Raw genomic sequence first — 20,683 nt, 5'->3', positions numbered from 1 at the left:
GGTTACGCTGCGCTAACCCAACCAACGGTGTTCATCACCGCCGACAAGGCACGCCATCAAACTGAGTGCTGATGATGTTGAGCGCACCCTCCGGCGCTTTGCGCCAGATCACATCCGACGCGAGATTGCGCACATCTGTCTGCCCCGTAAGCGCCATGCTCACACTCAACTCTCGGCGAATCAGCTCGATCGCCTGGGTAACTCCTGCTTCACCGAGCGCGCCAAGCGCATAAAGAAACGCCTTGCCAATCAACCCGGCGCGCGCGCCACTGGCTAGCACCTTCAGCAGATCTTGCCCGCTGAGTATGCCGCCATCGAACAATACTTCCATGCGATCACCCACGGCTTGCACGATCGAAGGCAGCACGTCGATGCTTGCGGGCGCGCTATCCAGCTGGCGGCCGCCGTGGTTGGAAACAACGATGGCATCCACGCCGTGATCGGCGGCGATGCGCGCGTCGCGCGGATCAAGAATGCCTTTGATGATCAGCTTACCGGGCCATAGCTCGCGGATCCATTCGAGGTCTTTCCATTCCAGGGTTGGATCGAACTGCTTGGCGATCCATTGCGCCAGGGTGGTGAGGCTGTCGGTGTTGTCGATACGGCCTTGCAGGTTTCCGAACGAACGGCTGGGTGCACGCAGCATGCTCCACGCCCAACGCGGTTTGCTGGCCATGTCGAGCAGGTTGCGCAGGGTGATTTTCGGTGGCACAGACAGGCCGTTCTTGATTTCACGATGACGCTGGCCTTGCACAGTCAGGTCGGCGGTGAGCATGAGGGCGCTGCATTGCGCTGCTCTGGCACGCTGGATCAGTTCGCGGGTGAAACCGCGGTCGCGCATCACGTAAACCTGAAACCAGAAGGGGGTCGGGACGGCGGCATGCACTTGTTCGATCGAGCAGATCGACATGGTGCTGAGGCAGAAAGGGATGCCGGCGTTGGCTGCAGCGCGGGCACCGAGGATCTCACCGCCACCATGCTGCAGGCCAGTGAGTCCGGTGGGGGCGATGGCCAGCGGCATGGATACAGGCTGACCGATGATTTCTGTCGCCAGCGAGCGCTGGTCGACATTGCACATCACGCGTTGCCGCAAAGCGATGCGTTCCAGCGCGGAGCGGTTCGCATGCAGCGTAGTTTCGTCGTACGAACCGCGGTCAGCGTATTCGAAGAACGCGCGAGGCACCCGGCGCTTGGCCAGGGCCCGCAAGTCGGCAACATTGGTGATGGGTGTGCTCATGATGCCCTCGCAGTGTGAGCAGGCTCACACCACGCCTGGCCGTCCGGGTAACGAAACTCTTCCACGCTACCTGTATGCATTTGCGCGGAAAAACCGGGTGCATTCGGCGCGATGTAGCAGCCATTGGCGATGACTACCGGATCAACAAAATGTTCGTGCAGATGGTCAACGAATTCTATCGCGCGATCATCTTTCTTGCCGCTGATGGCGATGAAATCGGCCATGGCCAGATGTTGCACCAATTCGCACAGGCCCACACCGCCGGCATGAGGGAAGACGCGAACGCCATATTTGGCCGCCATCAGCAGGATGGCCAGGTTTTCATTCACACCGCCAACACGAGCCGCATCGATCTGCACCAGGTCGATCGCTTGGGCCTGGAACAGCTGTTTGAACATCACGCGGTTGTGGGTGTGTTCGCCGGTCGAGATAGGCACCGGGGACACAGCGCGGCGAATGGATGCGTGACCGAGGATGTCGTCAGGGCTGGTGGGTTCTTCCACCCAGGCGAGGTTGACGTCCGACAAGTGGTGCAGCCAGGCAATAGCGTCGGGCACATCCCAGCGCTGGTTGGCGTCTACGGCGATGGCGATGTCCGGTCCGACGGTTTCGCGTGCCAGTCGGCAGCGACGTACGTCATCCTCTACGTTCATGCCCACCTTGAGCTTGATGGTGCGGAAGCCCGCGGCAACGGCTTCGCGAGCCAGGTGTTGCATCTTTTCATCGCTATAGCCCAGCCAGCCTGGTGAGGTGGTATAGGCCGGATAGCCTTCCGCAAGCAGTTGCTGCAGGCGTCTCGACTTGCCGGGTGCTGCTGCGTGCAGCATCGTCAATGCTTCTTCAGGCGTCAACGCGTCGCTGAGGTAGCGGAAGTCGATGGTGGCGACGAGTTGTTCCGGCGTCATGTCGGCAATGAAACGCCACAGCGGCTTGCCTGCGGCGCGAGCGGCGAGATCCCACGCGGCATTCACGACCGCGCCGATAGCCATATGCATCACGCCCTTTTCAGGACCGAGCCAGCGCAACTGCGAATCGCCGATCAGACGTCGGGCGAAACCGCCCAGATCATCGATGACTTCATCCAGATCCAGTCCGGCGACATGATGGTTCAAGGCATCGATGGCGGCTTTCTGCACGTCGTTGCCGCGGCCGATGGTAAAGGCCAGACCGTACCCGGACAGGCTGGAATGATCGGTGCGCATGACGACGTAAGCCGCGGAGTAATCCGGATCCGGATTCATGGCATCCGAGCCATCCCGTTCGCGCGAGGTGGGAAAGCGGACGTCGTAGGTGTCCAGCGCGATGATTCTGCTCATGCAGTGACATTCCCGCTGGAGGCGTGAGTGTGTACCTGCTGGCGCTGCTGGCCGAGTCCTTCAATACCCAGCTCGATCACATCGCCATCTCGCAGATAAATCGGCGGCTTTTGTCCCAGGCCGACACCAGCGGGTGTGCCCGTGCTGATCACATCGCCGGGCTGCAACGTCATATAGCGGCTGATATGGCTGACCAGCTTGGCCACGCTGAAGATCATCGTACGCGTATGGCCGTTCTGATAGCGGTGGCCGTTTACTTCCAGCCATAGTCCCAGATTCTGCGGATCGGGAACGTCATCGGCTGTGACCAGCCAGGGCCCGAGCGGTCCGAATGTATCGCAGCTCTTGCCCTTGACCCACTGGCCGCCGTGTTCGAACTGGAAGTCACGTTCGGAAAGATCGTTCACCACCAGATAACCGGCGACGTATGAAAGCGCTTCTTCTTCGCTGACACTGCGTGCGGTTTCACCAATCACCACACCAAGCTCGACTTCCCAGTCGGTTTTCGTAGAGCCCTGGGGAATGATCACATCATCATTGGGCCCCACGATCGCACTGGTGGCTTTCATGAAGATCACCGGCATCTGTGGAACGGGGGCGTTGGTTTCCGCTGCATGCTCGGCGTAATTCATGCCGACGCAGATCATCTTGCCGACATGAGCAACAGGTGTGCCGTAACGTGGCTGGCCTTCCACTTGCGGCAATTGCCGCGGGTCGACGTTTGCCAAGCGAGCCAGGCCTTCGTGGCCGAGCGCTTTTGCGTCGATGTCGTGAATGACGGAAGAAAGATCGCGAAGCGCGCCGGCGCTGTCGATCAGGCCGGGCTTCTCCGTGCCCACGGCGCCATAACGGACCAGTTTCATGGAATGCTTGCTCCTGCTTAGTTGGACCAGCCGCCATCCACAACGTGGATGGTGCCGGTCGTGAAGGCGGATTCGTCGGAAGCGAGGTACAACGCCAGCGCGGCAATTTCCTCGGGTTCACCCAAACGGCCCATCGGCTGGCGCGCGATGAAGCTTTGCCAGTTGGCGGCTTCGTCACCGCCCAAGGCACGCACGCGATCGCCGAGCGAAGGGGTTTTTACCGTGCCGGGACAAATTGCATTGCAACGCACGCCGCGGGCGACAAAATCGGCGGCAATCGAGCGGGTGAGGCCGATCACGGCGGCCTTGGTCGTGCTATAGGCGAAGCGGTTCGGTACACCTTTGACGCTGGACGCCACCGACGACATGTTGATGATGCTGCCTTTGCCGCGCTCCAGCATGCCAGGCAGCACGGCTTTGCATAGATGGAACATGCTGTCGACATTGATGGTGAAGGAGCGCCGCCAGCCCGTTTCATCGGTATCGAGAATGGTGCCTGCGTGCACGAAGCCGGCACAATTGAACAGCACATCGAATGGCCCAGAGGCGTTTACGAGCGCATCGATATCGTCCGCTCGTGTCACATCCAGCGGCTGGGTAGTAATCGACGCATGTTCGGCGGCGAGCGAGGCCAGTGCCTGTGCATCGATGTCGGTCGCCAGTACTTGCGCGCCGGCGTTGGCGAAGGCGAGGGCGGTGGCGCGGCCAATGCCGGCACCGGCTGCGGTGATGAGGGCCTTTTTGCCTGACAAGCGTCCGCTCATGCGATAAATCCTTTGCGATCAAAGTGAAGATGGAAGAAGGCGCTGCTCATGATTGGGCGACACCGAGATCCAGTGCATAAAAGCGCGCCGCGTTGGCGGCAAAAACATCGGCCTGTGAGCCGGGCGCGTAGCGTCCGGTTAGCTCCAGGGCGAGTTCGAGCCAGTGGCTGAAACTGGCGTGTGTCGTGAGCACAGGCCAGTCGCTGCCCCACATCAAGCGTTCTGCGCCGAAGCGTGCGAACAGATGTGCGACGTACGGTTCGATCAGCTGCTCGCCTGCAGCCTTGCCAAGCAGGGTGAGCAAACCTGATAACTTGCAGTGGAGCTGAGGATGCTGCGACAGCTTGTCGATCCAGTCGGACCACAGAGCCGTATCCGCTGCACCGATGGCTGGCTTGCCGGCATGATCGAGCACAACCTTAAGATGAGGATGCCGTTGCAGGCGCTGAAACAGTGCCGGAAATTGCGGCGTGCTCGTGAGTGCATCAAAACTCAGGCCGCGACCTTCGATACAGTCAAAGGCGCGGTCGAGCGACGGTTGGGACAGCCATGCTGGATCGGCGACGTCTTGCACCATGGGACGCAGGCCACGCAGCAAACCGTTGCCGTCACGAATCAGTGCGTCGATGCGCGCCTCAACATCGTTCGCCTCCATATCGACCCAGCCGACCACGCCGATGACAGCGGGATCAAGCTCGGCCAACTCGAACAGGTAACGCGTTTCTTCTTCGCTGGGTGCGGCTTGCACCAGGATGCTGAAGGTCACGCCGGCAGCTTTCCGTTCTGCGCGCATGTCCGCTGGAAGAAACGCACGCTGCAGCAATGCGGGCGCATCCGCCAGCCAGTCATAATCGCCGCGTGAAGGCTGCCAATAATGCTGGTGTGCATCGACGATGATCATGGCGTGGGCGCGTCTTGTTGCAGTAAGCCGGCGTGACGCAAGGCGCGCCAGGCTTCATTCGGAATGGGCGTTTGCATGCGTTTACTGGCCATGTCGACTTCGTCGACAGAGCGCAGGCCGCATACCACGCTCGCAACGGCAGCATGGGCGAGGGGAAATTGCAGCGCGGCTGCGCCGACATCGGTATGTGTCTCGCCGAGCACATCGTAGAAACGTTGCGCACGCTGCTGCACGGTCTGGTCGGCAGGTGCATAGTTGTAGAAATGGCCCGGCCCCTCATTGTTACCAAGCAGGCCTGAGTTGTAGGGGCCGGCAGCAAGTATCGCGATGCCGCGAGCTTTCGCTTGCGCCATCACGCCGATGCTGTGCGCCTGTTCGAACAAGGTGTAGCGACCGGCCAGCATGATCACGTCCAACGAAAAGCGCGGCATCACTTCCAGGCATACGGCTTCTTCATTCACGCCCAGGCCGATGGCACGGCATACGCCCTGGGTGCGGAGTTCTTCCATAGCCGGCAACGCTTCATTCAGCGCCTGATGCAGTACGGCAGCGTGATGTTCGCCATGCGTCAGTGCGCCGATATCGTGCAACAACAGCACTTCGACGTGATCGGTACGCAGGCGTCGCAAGCTTGCTTCGACTGAGCGCAACACACCGTCGCGGCTGTAGTCGAAGCGGGCACGTTGTCCATCGACGATAAAGCCATCGGCATGCTGCGTTTGGCCCGCATCCGCTTCGATCAGCCGCCCGACCTTGGTCGACAGGCTGAAGCTGTCGCGGGGCACGCCCGAAAGGGCCGCGCCGATCCGGCTTTCGCTGAGACCGTAGCCGTAATAAGGCGCGGTGTCGAAATGGCGGATGTCGCGCAGCCATGCGCGCGACAGGGTCAGGGTGGCTGTTTCCTCATCCACCGATTCGTAGAGATTGCCGATCGGCGCACCACCGAATGCCAGGCGAGACCTGAGTCCATGCTGCAGCTCGGTTCTGGCTGAGCCCGATTGGGTTTGGTTCGTGGTTGGTGTCATGCAGCTCCGGGTGCCTTCGGTATGCGCAGACGGACGTACCGGACCCCGTCGCCACGGCCCTTAGGCGGATGATGACGCATTCATTTGCCCGTGTATATATAAACATGTGGTTTATATGTGACTGAAGGGCGGGTCGACTCCCCAGGAAAAAAGAGGTTGCATTTCGATTTGGCTCGATCTAAACATATATGAATGATTGTTTCGCTAATGAATATGCGAATGGGGCAGCTCAGCGCGTAGCTCTTACTGGGAGGGGACTCATGCAGATGCAGGTTGGAGAGGCGGGAAAACCGGGTGCTTGCCAGGGCCTGCTCAATGAGAGTCGACCCGCGCAGGTGCGGCGGCAAAGCCTGAAACGTTCCTTTGTTGCGCTGACCATCTGTGCCACCGGCATCGCCATGGCCGGGGCCAGTCTTGCGCAATCGACCGCACCTACCGCCGCGACGCTGTCGCCGCACGATGCGGATCTGATCTGGCAGAAGGCTACGGCGAAATTCGAACCCGAGCGCCGCGCGCTCCTGTCGGACGTGGACAAGGGCATCAGCCAAGGGCCTTTTCGCGCTGACTGGACCTCGTTGCAGAGCTATCAAGCGCCGGGTTGGTACGACGATGCCAAGTTCGGCATCTTCATCCACTGGGGTGTGTACTCCGTGCCCGCGTTTGGCAGCGAATGGTATTCGCGCTTGATGTACAAGCAGGGTACGCCGGAATTCGCTCATCACGTGGCGACGTACGGACCGCAATCGAAATTCGGCTACAAAGATTTCATTCCGATGTTCAAGGCCGAACATTTCGATCCGCAGGCCTGGGCAAAGCTCTTCCATGATGCGGGCGCACGCTATGTCGTACCCGTCGCCGAGCATCACGATGGCTTTGCCATGTACGACTCGAAACTGTCGGAATGGACAGCGGCCAAAATGGGCCCGCATCGCGATGTAGTGGGAGAGTTGTCGAAAGCCGTTCGCGCGGAAGGTATGCATTTTGGCGTGTCGTCGCATCGCGCAGAGCACGATTGGTTTTTTGACGGCGGCCGGCAATTCGATTCTGATGTGAACGATCCGCGCTACGCTGGATTGTACGGACCGGCCGAAGCGCATCTCGCCAAAAAAGACGAAGATCTCTACAACGATTGGACCTATGTCTCTCAGGCTTGGCTGGATGACTGGCTCGCGCGCACCACAGAGCTGATCAACGATTACCACCCGGATCTGATCTACTTCGACTGGTGGATCGGCCATCCCACCTTCCGCAATACGCTGCCGAAGATGCTGGCGTACTACTACAACCAGGGCGCTCAGCGTGGCGGTGTGGTGGTCAATTACAAGCAGGGTGATTTTGTAGCTGGCGCAGGGACACTGGACGTCGAGCGCGGACAGCTGACCGGCATCTATCCCGAGCATTGGCAGACCGATACGTCGATCAGCAACGCTTCGTGGGGCTATGTCGAGCACGACACCTACAAGTCGCCCCAAGAGCTCATCCACTTGCTGGTGGATGTGGTCAGCAAGAATGGCAATCTGTTGCTGAATATCGGGCCGCGTGCGGACGGCACCATTCCGGAAGACGCACAGAGAATTCTGCTCGCCATGGGAGGCTGGCTGAAGACCAATGGCGACGCCATCTACGCGACCCGGCCATGGCGCGTATTCGGTGAAGGACCTACCGAAGTCGTGGGCGGTACGTTCCAGGACACCAAGACCAAACCGTATACAGCGCAGGATTTCCGCTTCACCACCAAGAACGGTGTGCTCTACGCCATCGAGCTTGGCTGGCCTGCCGGTGGGAAGACGGTGATCCATTCGATCAAACCGGGTGACCATGTGCGCGCAGTGAGCCTGCTTGCGAATGGAAAACGCGTCGATTGGCAGCAGCAGGCAGACGGCCTCCACCTTTCGCTGCCTGCGAAACCGGTGGGAGATTACGCTTACGTTTACCAGATCGAGTTGGCTCCATGATGAAGCGAGTAATGAAGTTGGTCTGCGCACTGGGTGCGACGCTTGCCTGCGGCACCGCATTTGCTGCGCAGCCAGATGCGTTGTTCTACTTGATGGGCACGCAAAAGTCCGTCGACTCCTTTGTTGCTCATGTCGACAAGATTGGTCTACTGGTTCCCACGTGGTACGGCGTTGACAACCAAGGTCTGGTCAACGGGGGACCGAATGCGTACGTCCTGCATATGGCGAAGGAACACCGGCTTCCGATTGAGCCGATCATATCCATGTCAGCCGGACGTAACGGTTTTCATGAACTGCTGCACGATGAAACCGCCAAACGGCACATGATCGACGCGATGCTGCAGCAGGCCACGCAATACGGTTACGCCGGATTCCAGTTCGACTTCGAAAGCATTTCCTGGACCGACCGCGATGCTTATACCTTGCTGGTTAAGCAAACCGCAGAAGCCTTGCACAAGCACAGCCTGAAGTTGTCGATCGCGGTAGTGCCCAACGCGCCAGGGCACGCTGGGGAGGGACGCTTTTCCAAGTGGATGTGGCAGTACTGGCGTGGTGCTTACGATCTCGCCGAGTTGGGCAAGTATGCAGATTTGATCTGTCTGATGACCTACGACCAGCACACGCGCTGGACGGTGCCGGGCCCGGTGGATGGCATGCCGTGGGTCATGGCGCAATTGAAGTATGCATTGACCCTGGTGCCCAGGGAGAAACTGTCGCTGGGCATCGCCTTGTATGGTTATCACTGGTATACCGGGGATCCGGTGCGTGATGACGGCACCGAAGCTTCCAATATCAAGGCCGACTATATCGACGCTGATGAATCCATTCCGTTGGCGCAAGAACAGCAGGCAAACGTGCAATGGGATCCGGTCGAGCATGAGTCCTGGTATTACTTCTACCGCGACGATATGCGCGAATGGGTCTTCATGCCCGATGAACACAGCTTTCGCGATCGCTATGCGGTGGTGAAGCAATATGGGCTGGAAGGTTTTTGCGCGTGGGTGCTTGGTGCGGAAGGTCCCAAGGTGTGGGATGAGCTGCCTGTTGCGCAGCGCTGAACCATGCGCCATTCAAAGGCAGCGGTCTTAATGAGACAGGTTTTCGCCATCTCGAAAACAGGCATGCTGGTGACAGCATGGCTGTGGATGGCCGTTGCCGCCTGTGTCACAGCGCAGGATGCACCCACGCAGGTCTCCGCGTTGGTGGCGCGCATGACGTTGCCTGAGAAAGTGTCACAGTTGCAGAGTGGAGCGCCGGCCATTCCCCGGCTTGGTATCGCCGCTTATGACTGGTGGAGCGAAGGCCTGCATGGCAATGCGCGCGATGGCTATGCCACTGTGTTTCCGCAAGCGATCGGGCTTGCGTCAAGCTGGGATGTCGGCTTGCTCAATCAAGTCGGCACGGTCGTATCGACCGAGGCTCGCGCCAAGTTCAACGCGGTAGGCGCCGGGCACGATCACGCACGTTATCAGGGGCTCAGCATCTGGTCCCCGAATATCAATATTTTCCGTGACCCGCGCTGGGGACGTGGCCAAGAAACTTATGGCGAGGATCCCTACCTCACCGGCCAACTTGCAGTGGGCTTTATCCACGGCATCCAGGGCGATGATCCGGTGCATTTGCGCGCCATTGCCACACCCAAACACTTTGTCGTGCATAGCGGCCCTGAATCGGGGCGCCATGGTTTCGATGTGGATGTTTCCCCGCATGACCTGGAAGCGACTTATCTGCCCGCCTTTCGTGCAGCAATCGTCGAAGGGCAGGCCGCATCCATCATGTGCGCCTACAACGCTTTGCACGGCACCCCCGTGTGCGCCGATGACCGCCTGCTGACGACGTTGCTGCGTCACGACTGGGGCTTCAAGGGATATGTCGTTTCCGATTGCGATGCGATCGATGACATGACCCAATTTCATTACTTCAAACCGGATAATGCCCAATCTTCCGCTGCCGCCATCCGCGCCGGGACTGACCTGGACTGTGGCGACGCTTACGCCCGGTTACAGGATGCTGTGCATCAGGGTTACGTTGGCGAACCGTCACTCGATGCGGCATTGACGCGGCTTTTCGCAGCACGCCAACAATTCGGCGAATGGGGAGCGGCCAATGATCCCTATGCAACGATCGGCATGGATCAGGTAGACAGTTCGGCCCATCGCCAGCTCGCATTGCAAGCTGCGCTGGAATCGATGGTGCTGCTGAAGAACGAACACAGCCTGTTGCCGTTGCAACAAGGCATGCGCCTGGCAGTTGTGGGGCCGAACGCCGACACGCTGGAAACACTCGAAGCCAACTATCACGGCACGGCACGCGCGCCAGTGACGCCATTGCTGGGATTGCGCGAGCGTTTCGGCGCGCAGCAGATTCGCTATGCGCAAGGTTCTCCCATTGCCAGCGGCGTACCGGTGCCTATTCCGGAAACCGCGCTGCGCACGCCGGATGGTGCGCACGCTGGCTTGACCGGCGAATATTTCGATACGCTGAATTTCAGCGGCGCGCCTGCGTTGACTCGCAACGATCGCCTGATCGATTTCGATTGGGATCATGTCGCGCCGACCGATAGCTTGCATGCAAGTCGTTATGCCGTGCGCTGGCGCGGTGAACTGTTGCCGCCGGGAGCTGGGGATTACACTCTGGCCGTGCATGTCGACCGCTGTTTCGACTGCGCCGGTCACGATACGGTGCGTCTGTATGTGGATGACCGTCTGGTGATCGATGGCCGCGGCAGTGACGCGACGATGCCGGCCAACCTGCATTTCGAGAATACGCGCGCCCATAGTATTCGGCTTGAACTAGTCCATGGCGGCCAGGACCAGGGTGTGCGGCTGCAGTGGCTCGCGCCCGCTGATGCGCAGTTGGCTGAAGCGGAAGCTGCTACGAAACAGGCGGATGCTGTCGTCGCTTTTGTCGGGTTGTCGCCGGATGTAGAAGGCGAAGAGCTGAAAATCGATGTGCCCGGTTTCAATGGCGGTGACCGTACCAACATCGGGCTGCCGGCGTCTCAGCAGGCCTTGCTGGAGCGTGTCGCTGCCAGCGGCAAACCGCTGGTGGTTGTGCTGATGTCGGGCAGTGCCGTCGCGCTCAATTGGGCCAAGGCGCATGCCGATGCCATCGTGGCGGCGTGGTATCCCGGCGAAGAGGGTGGCGATGCCATCGCGCAAGTACTGGCGGGTGACTACAACCCCGGTGGCCGTCTGCCGGTGACGTTCTATCACGCCACCAGCGATCTGCCGCCGTTCGTGAGTTACGCGATGCAGGGACGTACCTATCGCTATTTCACAGGTACACCGCTTTATCCGTTCGGTTACGGCCTGAGCTATACACATTTTGCCTATAGCGACTTGAAGCTATCGGCGTCTCGGTTGCAGGCAGGCGAATCGCTGCAGGCAACGGTTACGGTTCGTAATGACGGCAAGCGGGCAGGCGATGAAGTCGTGCAGGTTTACCTCGACGCACCAGACATGCCTTCAGCACCGCGGCATGCCTTGGCGGGTTTCCGTCGCGTCCATCTGGCTGCGGGTGAAAGCCGCAGCCTTCGCTTCGAGCTGACGCCGCGCCTGTTGAGTCAGGTGGATGCGCAAGGCGGCCGCGCAGTCGAGGCGGGGCATTACCAATTATTCGCAGGTGGAGCGCAGCCGGGGAACGGAGATGGCGTTGCTGGCACATTCGTCATTGTCGGAGATCAGTCGTTGCCGCGTTGATGACAGGGTTTCTTGCAATGTTTCGCGCTGGATTCACGGCCTTGTTCAGGCCCGGACGCAGATTTTTGCTTGGCCCGTTTTCCAGTGCTCTGTCATGCCTGCCTAGGCAGGTGTTTGTGCCTAGATAAAACAATGACTTACGAACGGATTTGAGATTTCTGACTCGATCGTAAAAAAACTGCTGCGATGCGACTTGCCACGATCTAAATGTGCCGTTTAAGCTGTGTGCACATAAATATAAAACAGGCGTTCGTATATGAATTGACGACGCCAGGCAAGTGATTCGCGGAATGGGTGTAGTGACTGCCGGGAGGGGAAATGCAAGGCTCAATCCAGTTGGGTTGTAGCGCGGTGACGCTGCCGTTTGCAGGCAGGAGCGCGTGCTGCACATGAAAGCCGATTACCACCTCTATGGTGATGCAGATCATGCAGAGCCATCCGCGAATGACGTCGGCACTGTGGCGTTGCGCGCCGATGCTTCGGCGACTGTCATGGTGAGCCCGCTTTCTGCGGAGCAAGGCGCCTTTCTCGCTGCCGATGTGGGCGGCACGCATGCTCGGTTGGGATTGCTCGTGAAGCGGCCAAATCAGGACGCTCCCGTCATGCTTGCGTACCGCGTCTACAAGTGCGCGGAGTTTGCCAGCCTGGATACCATCGTGCGCGCTTTCTGCGACGCATTCGCGGTGCGGCCGCGCCGACTTGTGCTCGCTTGCGCAGGCTTTCTGCACGAAGGGCATGTCGTCAACAACAATCTGGTATGGCCGATCGTACCGGCCGACCTCAAGAGTGCGCTCGCGCTGACCGACGTCGAGGTGCTCAACGATTTCGAAGCGCTTGCTTATGGCACGGCGTATCTCGATGCAAGCAGCATTCAAACCCTGCATGCGCCCGCGCGGCGCGAGCATGCAGGCAAGGGGCCGGTGGTGATTGTCGGTCCAGGTACGGGGCTTGGCGTAGCCGTGCGCTTGCCCGACGCCCAGCCGAAAGTGCTGGCGACGGAAGCGGGACACATCCAACTGGCTGCACGTGTGGGGCGGGAACAACAAGTGCTCGCTGAGCTGGCGCCGCCTGATACCCATGTTCCCTACGATGATGTGCTTTCTGGTCCGGGGCTGTTGCGCCTTTATCGCGCAGTGTGTCGGCTGGAAAGCGTTCCGGTGGTGCTTGAAGATCCTTCTGCCATCACGGCAGCGGCGTGCGCAGGCACCGATGCGCAAGCGCTGGAGACTCTGCAGCTATTTTGCGGCTGGCTTGGTTCCTACATCGGTGATCTGGCCATGTTGTACGGTGCGACGGGCGGCGTCTATCTCGCCGGCGGTTTTCTTTCGCGCATCACCGATTTCATAATCAAGAGCCGTTTTATCGAGCGCTTTCTGGATAAAGGCGTTGTGCGTCCTTTCCTGCAGACGGTGCCAGTGCATGTGGTGGACCATGCCCAGCTCGCCGTGATTGGCGCAGCAAGCTGGCTGATGGATCGCTCCTCGCATCACTGCACTCAAACCTGACAGGACCTATGGCTGCGCATACCTCCTCATGGCGTCGTACCGGTATTTGGATCGCGACGGTGATCGCGTTGCACAGCGTGCCCTCCGTCGCTGCCGATACAACGCACAGCGTTACGCCTCCAGATGCCGCCACTGTCGAGCAGCAATGGGTAGCGGCGAATCATCCCTATGACGCTGCTCGCCAGGCCATTCTGGCGCAGGCGCTCAAGACTGCCTGGCAAGGGCCGATGCAGCCGGATTGGCAGAGCCTTACCGGCTACACCACGCCTGAGTGGTACCGGGATGCCAAGTTCGGCATCTTCATTCACTGGGGTGTGTATTCGGTCCCGGCGTTCGAGGGTGAGTGGTATCCACGCCATATGTATGAGCGCACGGGTGAAAACTCCGACCGTTACCGGCACCAGATCGCAACGTACGGCCCGATGCCGCAAGTGGGCTACAAAGATCTGATTCCGTTATTCAAGGCAGAGCACTTCGATCCGAATGCCTGGGCGAAGCTGTTTCGCGAAGCCGGTGCACGCTATGTCGTGCCGGTGGCCGAACACCACGACGGCTTCGCCATGTACAACTCGAAGCTGTCGGACTGGACAGCCGTGAAGATGGGGCCGCATCGCGACGTCATCGGCGAGCTGGCCAAGGCGATCCGCGCACAGGGCATGAAGCTTGGCTTGTCCTCGCATCGCGCCGAGCACGACTGGTTCTACGAATACGGCCGCACTTTCAATTCCGATGTGAACGATCCGCGTTATGCGGCGCTGTACGGGCCCGCGCATCCGCTGGAGGGGGCGAAGGGCGAAGACGGCCAGGATGTGGACTGGACATTCGTTTCCGACGCCTACCTCAATGACTGGCTCGCACGCTCGTCCGAAATCGTGCAGGACTACCACCCGGACCTGATGTATTTCGATTGGTGGGTCGGCCAGCCGCGCTTCCGTCAAGTACTCGCCGAATTTGCCGCGTTCTACTACAACCAGGCTGCGGCGCACGGGCAGGGCGTGGTGCTCAACTACAAGTTGAATGACATGCGGCCAGGCACCGGCACGATGAACATCGAGCGCGGTCAGGCGGCGGATATCCGCGAGCAACCGTGGCAAACCGAAACGTCGGTCAGTCCCGATTCCTGGGGCTATGCGGAAGGCGATACCTACAAGTCGCCGGATGAAATCGTGCAGTTGCTCGCCGATGTCGTGAGCAAGAACGGCAACTTGTTGCTGAACATCGGTCCGAAGGCGGATGGCACGATTCCCGAGCAGGCGCAAAACATCCTGCACGCCATAGGCCAATGGATGCACGCCAATGGCGAATCCATCTACGGCACGCGTCCGTGGCATCGCTTCGGCGAAGGCCCTACGCAGGTCGCGGCGGGCACCATGCAGGACACCAAGACCAAGCCGTATACCGCAGACGACTTCCGTTTCACCACCAAGGACGGATGTCTATACGCGATCGAAATGGCGTGGCCGTCCTCGGGGCACGCTTTGATTCATTCCATCACCTCGTCGATGAAGGTGAAGTCGGTAACGTTACTGGCTACCGGCAGTGCAGTTTCGTTCGATCAACAGGCCGATGGTCTGCATCTCATTTTGCCTACGCAACCTGCGGGTGTGCACGTGTATGCCTATCGCGTGGACGTGCAACAAGATTCTTCTAAAACCATAAGGGAGGGCAACGCTCCTAAATCATAAATCGTTGCCTATCGAGAAGAGCAAGAAGGCTTCCGGTTTGCGCTCGAATCGTTGGGATAAAGGCAAACCGAAAAACATCGTTGTCGGCTAATTAGGGGGCCGGCTGCGACATAGACACCGCATTCAACTGTAGGGGAGTAACATGAGCAACATACGAGTACGCCGTGGTGTGCTGGCCAGTTCGCTGGCGCTGGCATTGTTCGCGCCGAGCGCGTTCGCACAAACATCGAGCACGACTTCCGGCAATTCGCAGACGAATCAGCAAAACCAGCAGAGCACCTCATCCAGCGGACAGTCGGCCGACCAGCAAAAGGCAACGAAGCTGCAGACCGTCACGGTCACCGGTTCGATGATCCCCCGCACGGAGATCGAGGGACCGGCTCCGGTGGTCACTATCACCGGTGAGCAGATCAAGAAAGAGGGCTTCACCACGCTGTGGGAATTCCTGGATTCGCTGCCGCAGGTCGGTCAGCAGTCAGAGGACCCGGCCGCTTGGGGTTCTACTTCGGTCAATGCTCGCTCGGTCAACCTGCGCAACCTCGGCCCTGGCTTCAGCCTGCTGATGATCGACGGGCATCGCATCGTGGACTATCCACAGCCGTTGAGCGCGCAGAGCAACTTCCAGAACTACAACAACATTCCCACCGGCATGATCGATCATATCGAGATCCTGGCCTCCGGTGCGTCGTCGATCTACGGCTCGGATGCGGTGGCGGGTGTGGTCAACGTGATCCTGAAGAAGAACTATCAGGGTGACGAACTGCAGGTCACCGGTGGCGGCGCCACGCGTGGTGGCCGCGCGTATGGCGACATCAACTTCTTCGGTGGCAAGTCCGGCGAGAATTGGCACGTTCTCTACAACGTGGAGAAATCCAACCGCTCGGCGCTGTGGGGCAGTGATCGTCCGTATCAGGACTCGGTGTCCGATGCGGGATACGGCGCGTGGGGCCCGGCTGACCGCATGTTCGGCTACCAGTACGACGCGGCCGGCGCTATCGGCCTCTCCGCGACGAACGCGGCGGGCCAATACATTACGCCGCCAACGGGCACGTGCTCGAAGTTCGGGAACAACTTTGCGCTGAGCAACTCGCACACCGTCAACACCAATGGCACTCAGATCACCAGCGTGACCGACAACGGTTCTTTTTGCTCGCAGCCCGCCCTGTTCAAGGACTGGGTACTGACACCGGGCAGTCGTAGCAACAACGCTTATTTGTCAGGTGAGTACGACTTCAGCAACGGTCTGCAGGTTTACGGCTCGATGGCGCTGTATGACACCGTGGGCATCTCCAACACCCAGTTGCCCGTATTCGCCAGCGGTGAGTTCTATGACCAGTCGACGGGGCAAGTCATCAATCAGGCTGAGCGCCAGTTGACGTCACAGGAAATGGGTACGGCCGGCAATACTACTGACCACGAGCAGAACTGGAACCTCCAGACCGGCCTGCGCGGCAGCTTCGACGACAGCCGGTTCAACTGGGATTTGAACCTCAACGCTCAGAAGTACATCGTGCACGAGGACTTCACGGGCCTCGACCAGACCGCGATGAACAACTTCTTCCTCGGCAAGCAGCAGGGCACCACGACCGACAGCAACGGCAACACCATTCCCGTTTACAACATGAATTGGCAACAGTTCTGGAACCCGATTACGCCGCAGCAATACAGTCAGTTCGCGGTCGGTGGCCAAAACACGTCGTCGTCGTGGCTGGACCAGGCGCAGTTCCGCATGAACGGTGACCTGTTCACGCTTCCATGGGTGGCCGATCAGCCGATCGGTTGGGCGGCGGTGCTCGAAGCTGCGCACAATGGCTTCCAGCTTTCGCCGGATCCGCGCGAAGCCAACTCGACTACGTTCCAGGATCCGTTCGACGAGTACAACACCGGTGGCGGCACCCGCCAGCGCTACTCGCTTGGCAACGAGTTCCGTGTACCGCTGCTGGATACGGTGACATGGACGATCTCCGGTCGCCTGGACAAGTACCACGACGCCAGCCGCGCCGACGTGGCTCGCACCTGGGGTACCGGTATCGAATGGCGCCCGTATAGCGGTCTGCTGGTTCGCGGCAGCTACGGCACCAACTTCAAGGCGCCGGACATGCAGGCGATCTACCAGACCGGTTCTGTCGTGCCGGTGGGTGATTACATCGACCCCCTGCAATGTATCAATGCCATCAAGGCTGGCCAGAACAACAGCACGTGGTGCTCGCTGGTGCAGAGGCCGACGTCGCAGTATTACCTCAACAATACGGGTGGCAGCACCGCACTGCTACCGCAGACCGGTCACTCCTGGACGTATGGTTTCGTATGGCAGATTCCGGGCGTGGAGGGCCTGTCGTTTTCCACCGACTACTGGCACATGGGCGTAGACAACGCCATCGAGTACCTCAGCCCCGCCCAGGTGCTGCTCGACAATGCTGGCTGCCTTACCGGCCAGCAGGCCAACGGTACGTCCGGTTTGTCGCCGTATACGGCGCACGCATCGAATTCGGCGTATTGCACCTTGGTCAATTCGTGGGTTGTGCGCAATGCGTCTGGCCAGCTCGTCTCGGTGAAGTCCGGCCCGCTCAACGAGGCTTCGCTGTACGTCAGCGGCATCGATGCTTCATTGGACTACAAGAAGCAGACCGAGTACGGCGATTTCACTGGCACCATCAACTACACCGACAACCTCTCGTACAAGCAGCGCGTGCTGGCTTCCGATCCATTGCTAAACACCCGCTACAACTATGTGGCGAGCAGGATCTCGTGGATAGCCGACTGGAACAAGGGCGACTGGAACGTGTCGGTCTCCGGTGTGCGCGATGGCAGCATGCGCGCGTCCAACTACGGTAACTGCAACGTACTGCCCAATGGCATCCAGCCGAGCATGCTGACGGTACCTAATGGTGCCCAGTCGATCAGTACCGGTATCTGCCAGGTGACACTCAATGGCGTCGCGACGAACATTCCCGATAGCGTGTATTGGGGCAGGACGCCGGTGTGGATCACCTGGAATACCTCGGTTGCCTGGCAGATCAACGATATGACCAAGCTGAAGCTTACCGTGTCCAACATCTTCAACAGGGTCGGTGCGATCCCGTACTACGCCGGTAATTTCGAGTTCGTTACGACAGGACAGACCGGTAGCGAATACAACGGTCGCGAGATATTCCTCACGTTCGATTACAAGCTCGATTGATGTAAGTAACTCCAACGAGCCCGGCCAAAAGCCGGGCTCGTTTGCTTAGAGACATATGTTTGAACAGATGGAGTTTTGAGGATGTTGAAATCGCTTCTTGCCTGCTGTTTCGGTGTATCGATCCTGATGACGAGCCTCTGCGCCTCTGCCGAGATCTCGATCATCCCGGAGCCCCAACACATGGAAGCGGGCGAGGGCAGTTATAAGTTGGACGCAAATACCGGCATCGACGCGCCGGACGATGCACGGGCACGCGAGATCGTTTCCTTTCTGCGCGACGCCATTCGCAATCAGACCGGCATCCGGCTTTCCGAAAGCGTGCATGCGCATGGCATCGCGCTGGCGATCGATCCCTCCGTCATAGGCGATGAAGCCTATCGACTTTCCGTTACGTCACGCGGCGTAATTATCCAGGCATCGACCGACAAAGGGCTGTTCTGGGGCGTGCAAACCTTGCGTCAGCTGTTGCCACTTGAACATGGTTCATCAGTCGCGATTCCTGCCGTCCAGATCCAGGATGCTCCGGCCTTTGCCTATCGCGGCTTCATGCTTGATGTGGGCCGGCATTTCTATCCGGTGTCTTTCATCAAGAAGCAGCTCGACCTATTGAGCTATTACAAGATCAACATCTTTCACTGGCATCTCACTGAAGACCAGGGTTGGCGCCTGCAGATCAATCGTTATCCGAAGCTCACCGGCGTGGGTGCATGGCGTACCGAGGCCGACGGTAGCCGCTACGGCGGCTTCTACACGCAGGCAGAGGCGCGTGATGTGGTCGAATACGCGCGGCAGCGCAATATTACGGTCATTCCGGAGATCGAAATGCCAGGCCACAGTGTGGCCGCGCTGGCTTCTTACCCGGAGCTTTCCTGCACCAAACAGTCGATTCCCGTCGCCACGACCTGGGGTGTCTTAAAAGATATCGACTGTGTGGGCGATCCCAATACCTTTACCTTCCTCGAGCATGTGCTCGAGGAAGTGATGACGATTTTCCCGTCGCAGCTTGTACATATCGGCGGCGATGAAACGCCCAAAGATCGCTGGAAGGATTGCGCCTCTTGTCAGGCGCTGATGCATGCGCAGGGCCTGAAGGACGAGGAAGGACTGCAGAGTTATTTCATCCGGCAGATCCAGTCCTATCTGGCCAGCAAGGGCAAGACCCTGGTTGGATGGGACGAGATTCTTGAGGGTGGCGCTGACAAGAATGCGATCATCGAAATCTGGCGTGGTGATGACGAAGCACGCAAGGCACTGGTCAATGGTAACCGTATCATCATGGCTGGGCCGTTCTATCTGGACTCGCCTGCGGAGCGTCTGACGGTCAAAAGTATTTATCAGACCGACGTCGCTGGCGCGCCGGATGATGCCGTGTTCGCCGCACACCGGGCGCAGATACTCGGTGCCGAGGCGCCGCTGTGGAGCGAGCGGGCCAATCCGTTCAATGCGGAATCCAAGATCTACCCGCGCATGCTCGCCTTCGCCGAAAACCTGTGGACCAACGGTGCACATGACGAAGCCCGTTACACGGCATTCGAACAGCGGCTGCAGGCGCAGTATCCCTGGCTCGATGCGCAGCAGGTGGCCTATGGCCCCGAAGACCATGCCGTAGTTCAGTACAAGCTGACTGTCGACACACAGCATGGAGGATGGCAGCTACAAGCCAAGCGCGGCTTCGATGACGTGCAGAACCATTACACGGTCGATGGATCGGAGCCCACGCCGCAGTCACCGGCATTTGGCGACGAAGTGAATATCAAGCGGGCCGGCACTGTGAAGGTGGTGCCATTCCGCCACGGTCTCCGTTATGACAACGCGATCAGCTTTACATTGGTCGACAATCTGGCAACAGGGCATCCCATCGCATTTGCACAGCCGCCCTCAACGGACTATGCGCCAGGTGATGCCCTGGTCGATGGTGTCATCGGCAGTACGGATTTTCACGATGGGCGTTGGGTGGCGTGGAATGACAATGATGTGAGCGCCACCATCGATCTGCAGCATGAACAAACCTTTCGCTCCATCAGAGCTGAATTCTTGTCTTCACCACAATCCAGGATCGTACCGCCCAGGCAAGTCACTTTTTCGGTGTCGTCGGATGGCCAGCACTGGACGAAACTTTATGACGGTGCGCCGGATATGGATGTCACATCGCCCCTGCGACTGCAATCGATCGACTTCAGGGCAGCCAAGCCAGTGACGGCACGCTACATCCGTGTTGATGCACTGAGGCCTTCAGCATTGCCAGCAACGTTTCCTGACGGAGCCAAGAATATCTGGCTGTTTACTGACGAAATCATCGTGCAGTAATGCTGTGCCCGCGTCGAGAGCGCTCCTGCAGGCATCGTGAATGCCGTCTAGGCGTGATCCGGAAGCGTGCGTGAATCGCGCTGGCCTACGTTGTTCTGCATCCATGCCTTTACCCGGTAAGGTCGCTTTGCGACGAGCGCGGAAAAATCGCTGGTACGGGGTGGCAAGCCGATAACGGCTGCCGCCCCTGTTGCCTTGATGGCATGACCAGGAAAATCGCGACGAGACATAGGCATGAGCATG

The 20,683-nt window shown here is 59.3% G+C and carries 14 protein-coding genes; 7 read left to right on the top strand and 7 right to left on the bottom strand.

All coding sequences use genetic code 11. The annotated features are described in order from the left end of the window. Nucleotides 1–34: 34 nt before the first annotated feature. The 6 genes from ISN74_RS10385 to ISN74_RS10360 are packed head-to-tail and all read right to left on the bottom strand — an operon-like array spanning nt 35 to nt 6,106. A complete protein-coding gene (locus ISN74_RS10385; protein WP_188799251.1) occupies nt 35–1,237 on the bottom strand; it encodes an alpha-hydroxy acid oxidase in 1,203 nt (400 codons plus the stop codon). Continuing rightward, complete coding sequence (locus tag ISN74_RS10380) at nt 1,234–2,553, bottom strand: enolase C-terminal domain-like protein (protein ID WP_188799250.1); 1,320 nt, start codon at nt 2,551–2,553, stop codon at nt 1,234–1,236. The genes ISN74_RS10385 and ISN74_RS10380 overlap by 4 nt, the downstream gene beginning before the upstream one ends. Further along, the gene (locus tag ISN74_RS10375; protein ID WP_188799249.1) at nt 2,550–3,416 is read right to left on the bottom strand and encodes a fumarylacetoacetate hydrolase family protein; all 867 of its coding nucleotides are present in this window, start codon (nt 3,414–3,416) and stop codon (nt 2,550–2,552) included. The genes ISN74_RS10380 and ISN74_RS10375 overlap by 4 nt, the downstream gene beginning before the upstream one ends. A gap of 17 nt (nt 3,417–3,433) precedes the next feature. Next, a complete protein-coding gene (locus ISN74_RS10370) occupies nt 3,434–4,180 on the bottom strand; it encodes an SDR family oxidoreductase (RefSeq protein WP_188799248.1) in 747 nt (248 codons plus the stop codon). Nucleotides 4,181–4,226: 46 nt separating this feature from the next. Next, nucleotides 4,227–5,081, bottom strand: a complete 855-nt coding sequence (locus tag ISN74_RS10365; protein ID WP_188799247.1) for an amidohydrolase family protein — start codon at nt 5,079–5,081, stop codon at nt 4,227–4,229. Then, on the bottom strand, nt 5,078–6,106 hold the full coding sequence (locus tag ISN74_RS10360) for an aldo/keto reductase (RefSeq protein WP_188799246.1): 1,029 nt from the start codon (nt 6,104–6,106) through the stop codon (nt 5,078–5,080). Before ISN74_RS10360 ends, ISN74_RS10365 begins: the two co-directional genes overlap by 4 nt. A gap of 398 nt (nt 6,107–6,504) precedes the next feature. Here ISN74_RS10360 and ISN74_RS10355 point away from each other — a divergent pair, with 398 nt between their 5' ends. From ISN74_RS10355 to ISN74_RS10325, 7 genes are all read left to right on the top strand, one after another. Next, nucleotides 6,505–8,061: an alpha-L-fucosidase gene (locus ISN74_RS10355; RefSeq protein ID WP_188799603.1), complete on the top strand. Its 1,557-nt coding sequence runs from the start codon at nt 6,505–6,507 to the stop codon at nt 8,059–8,061. Continuing rightward, complete coding sequence (locus ISN74_RS10350) at nt 8,058–9,119, top strand: glycosyl hydrolase family 18 protein (RefSeq protein WP_188799245.1); 1,062 nt, start codon at nt 8,058–8,060, stop codon at nt 9,117–9,119. Before ISN74_RS10355 ends, ISN74_RS10350 begins: the two co-directional genes overlap by 4 nt. A 30-nt stretch (nt 9,120–9,149) precedes the next feature. Continuing rightward, a complete protein-coding gene (locus ISN74_RS10345; RefSeq protein WP_188799244.1) occupies nt 9,150–11,762 on the top strand; it encodes a glycoside hydrolase family 3 protein in 2,613 nt (870 codons plus the stop codon). 389 nt (nt 11,763–12,151) lie between these two features. Continuing rightward, complete coding sequence (locus tag ISN74_RS10340) at nt 12,152–13,267, top strand: glucokinase (RefSeq protein WP_229679145.1); 1,116 nt, start codon at nt 12,152–12,154, stop codon at nt 13,265–13,267. An 8-nt stretch (nt 13,268–13,275) separates the two neighbouring features. After that, on the top strand, nt 13,276–14,952 hold the full coding sequence (locus ISN74_RS10335) for an alpha-L-fucosidase (RefSeq protein ID WP_188799243.1): 1,677 nt from the start codon (nt 13,276–13,278) through the stop codon (nt 14,950–14,952). A 142-nt stretch (nt 14,953–15,094) separates the two neighbouring features. After that, entirely contained in the window at nt 15,095–18,133 is a 3,039-nt protein-coding gene (locus ISN74_RS10330) for a TonB-dependent receptor domain-containing protein (protein WP_188799242.1), read from the top strand. Nucleotides 18,134–18,214: 81 nt separating this feature from the next. Continuing rightward, the gene (locus ISN74_RS10325; protein WP_188799241.1) at nt 18,215–20,440 is read left to right on the top strand and encodes a glycoside hydrolase family 20 protein; all 2,226 of its coding nucleotides are present in this window, start codon (nt 18,215–18,217) and stop codon (nt 20,438–20,440) included. A 47-nt stretch (nt 20,441–20,487) separates the two neighbouring features. Here the strand turns inward: ISN74_RS10325 and ISN74_RS10320 are convergent, their stop codons facing one another. Next, nucleotides 20,488–20,676 carry a hypothetical protein gene (locus tag ISN74_RS10320; RefSeq protein ID WP_188799240.1) on the bottom strand — a complete coding sequence of 63 codons (189 nt, stop codon included), beginning with the start codon at nt 20,674–20,676 and terminating at the stop codon, nt 20,488–20,490. Between the last annotated feature and the right edge of the window lie 7 nt (nt 20,677–20,683).

This window comes from Dyella caseinilytica (assembly GCF_016865235.1).
Classification (GTDB): Bacteria; Pseudomonadota; Gammaproteobacteria; order Xanthomonadales; family Rhodanobacteraceae; genus Dyella_B; species Dyella_B caseinilytica.
Note: the sequence above shows the minus strand (reverse complement) of the source record. Positions and strands in the feature narration are given on the sequence as shown.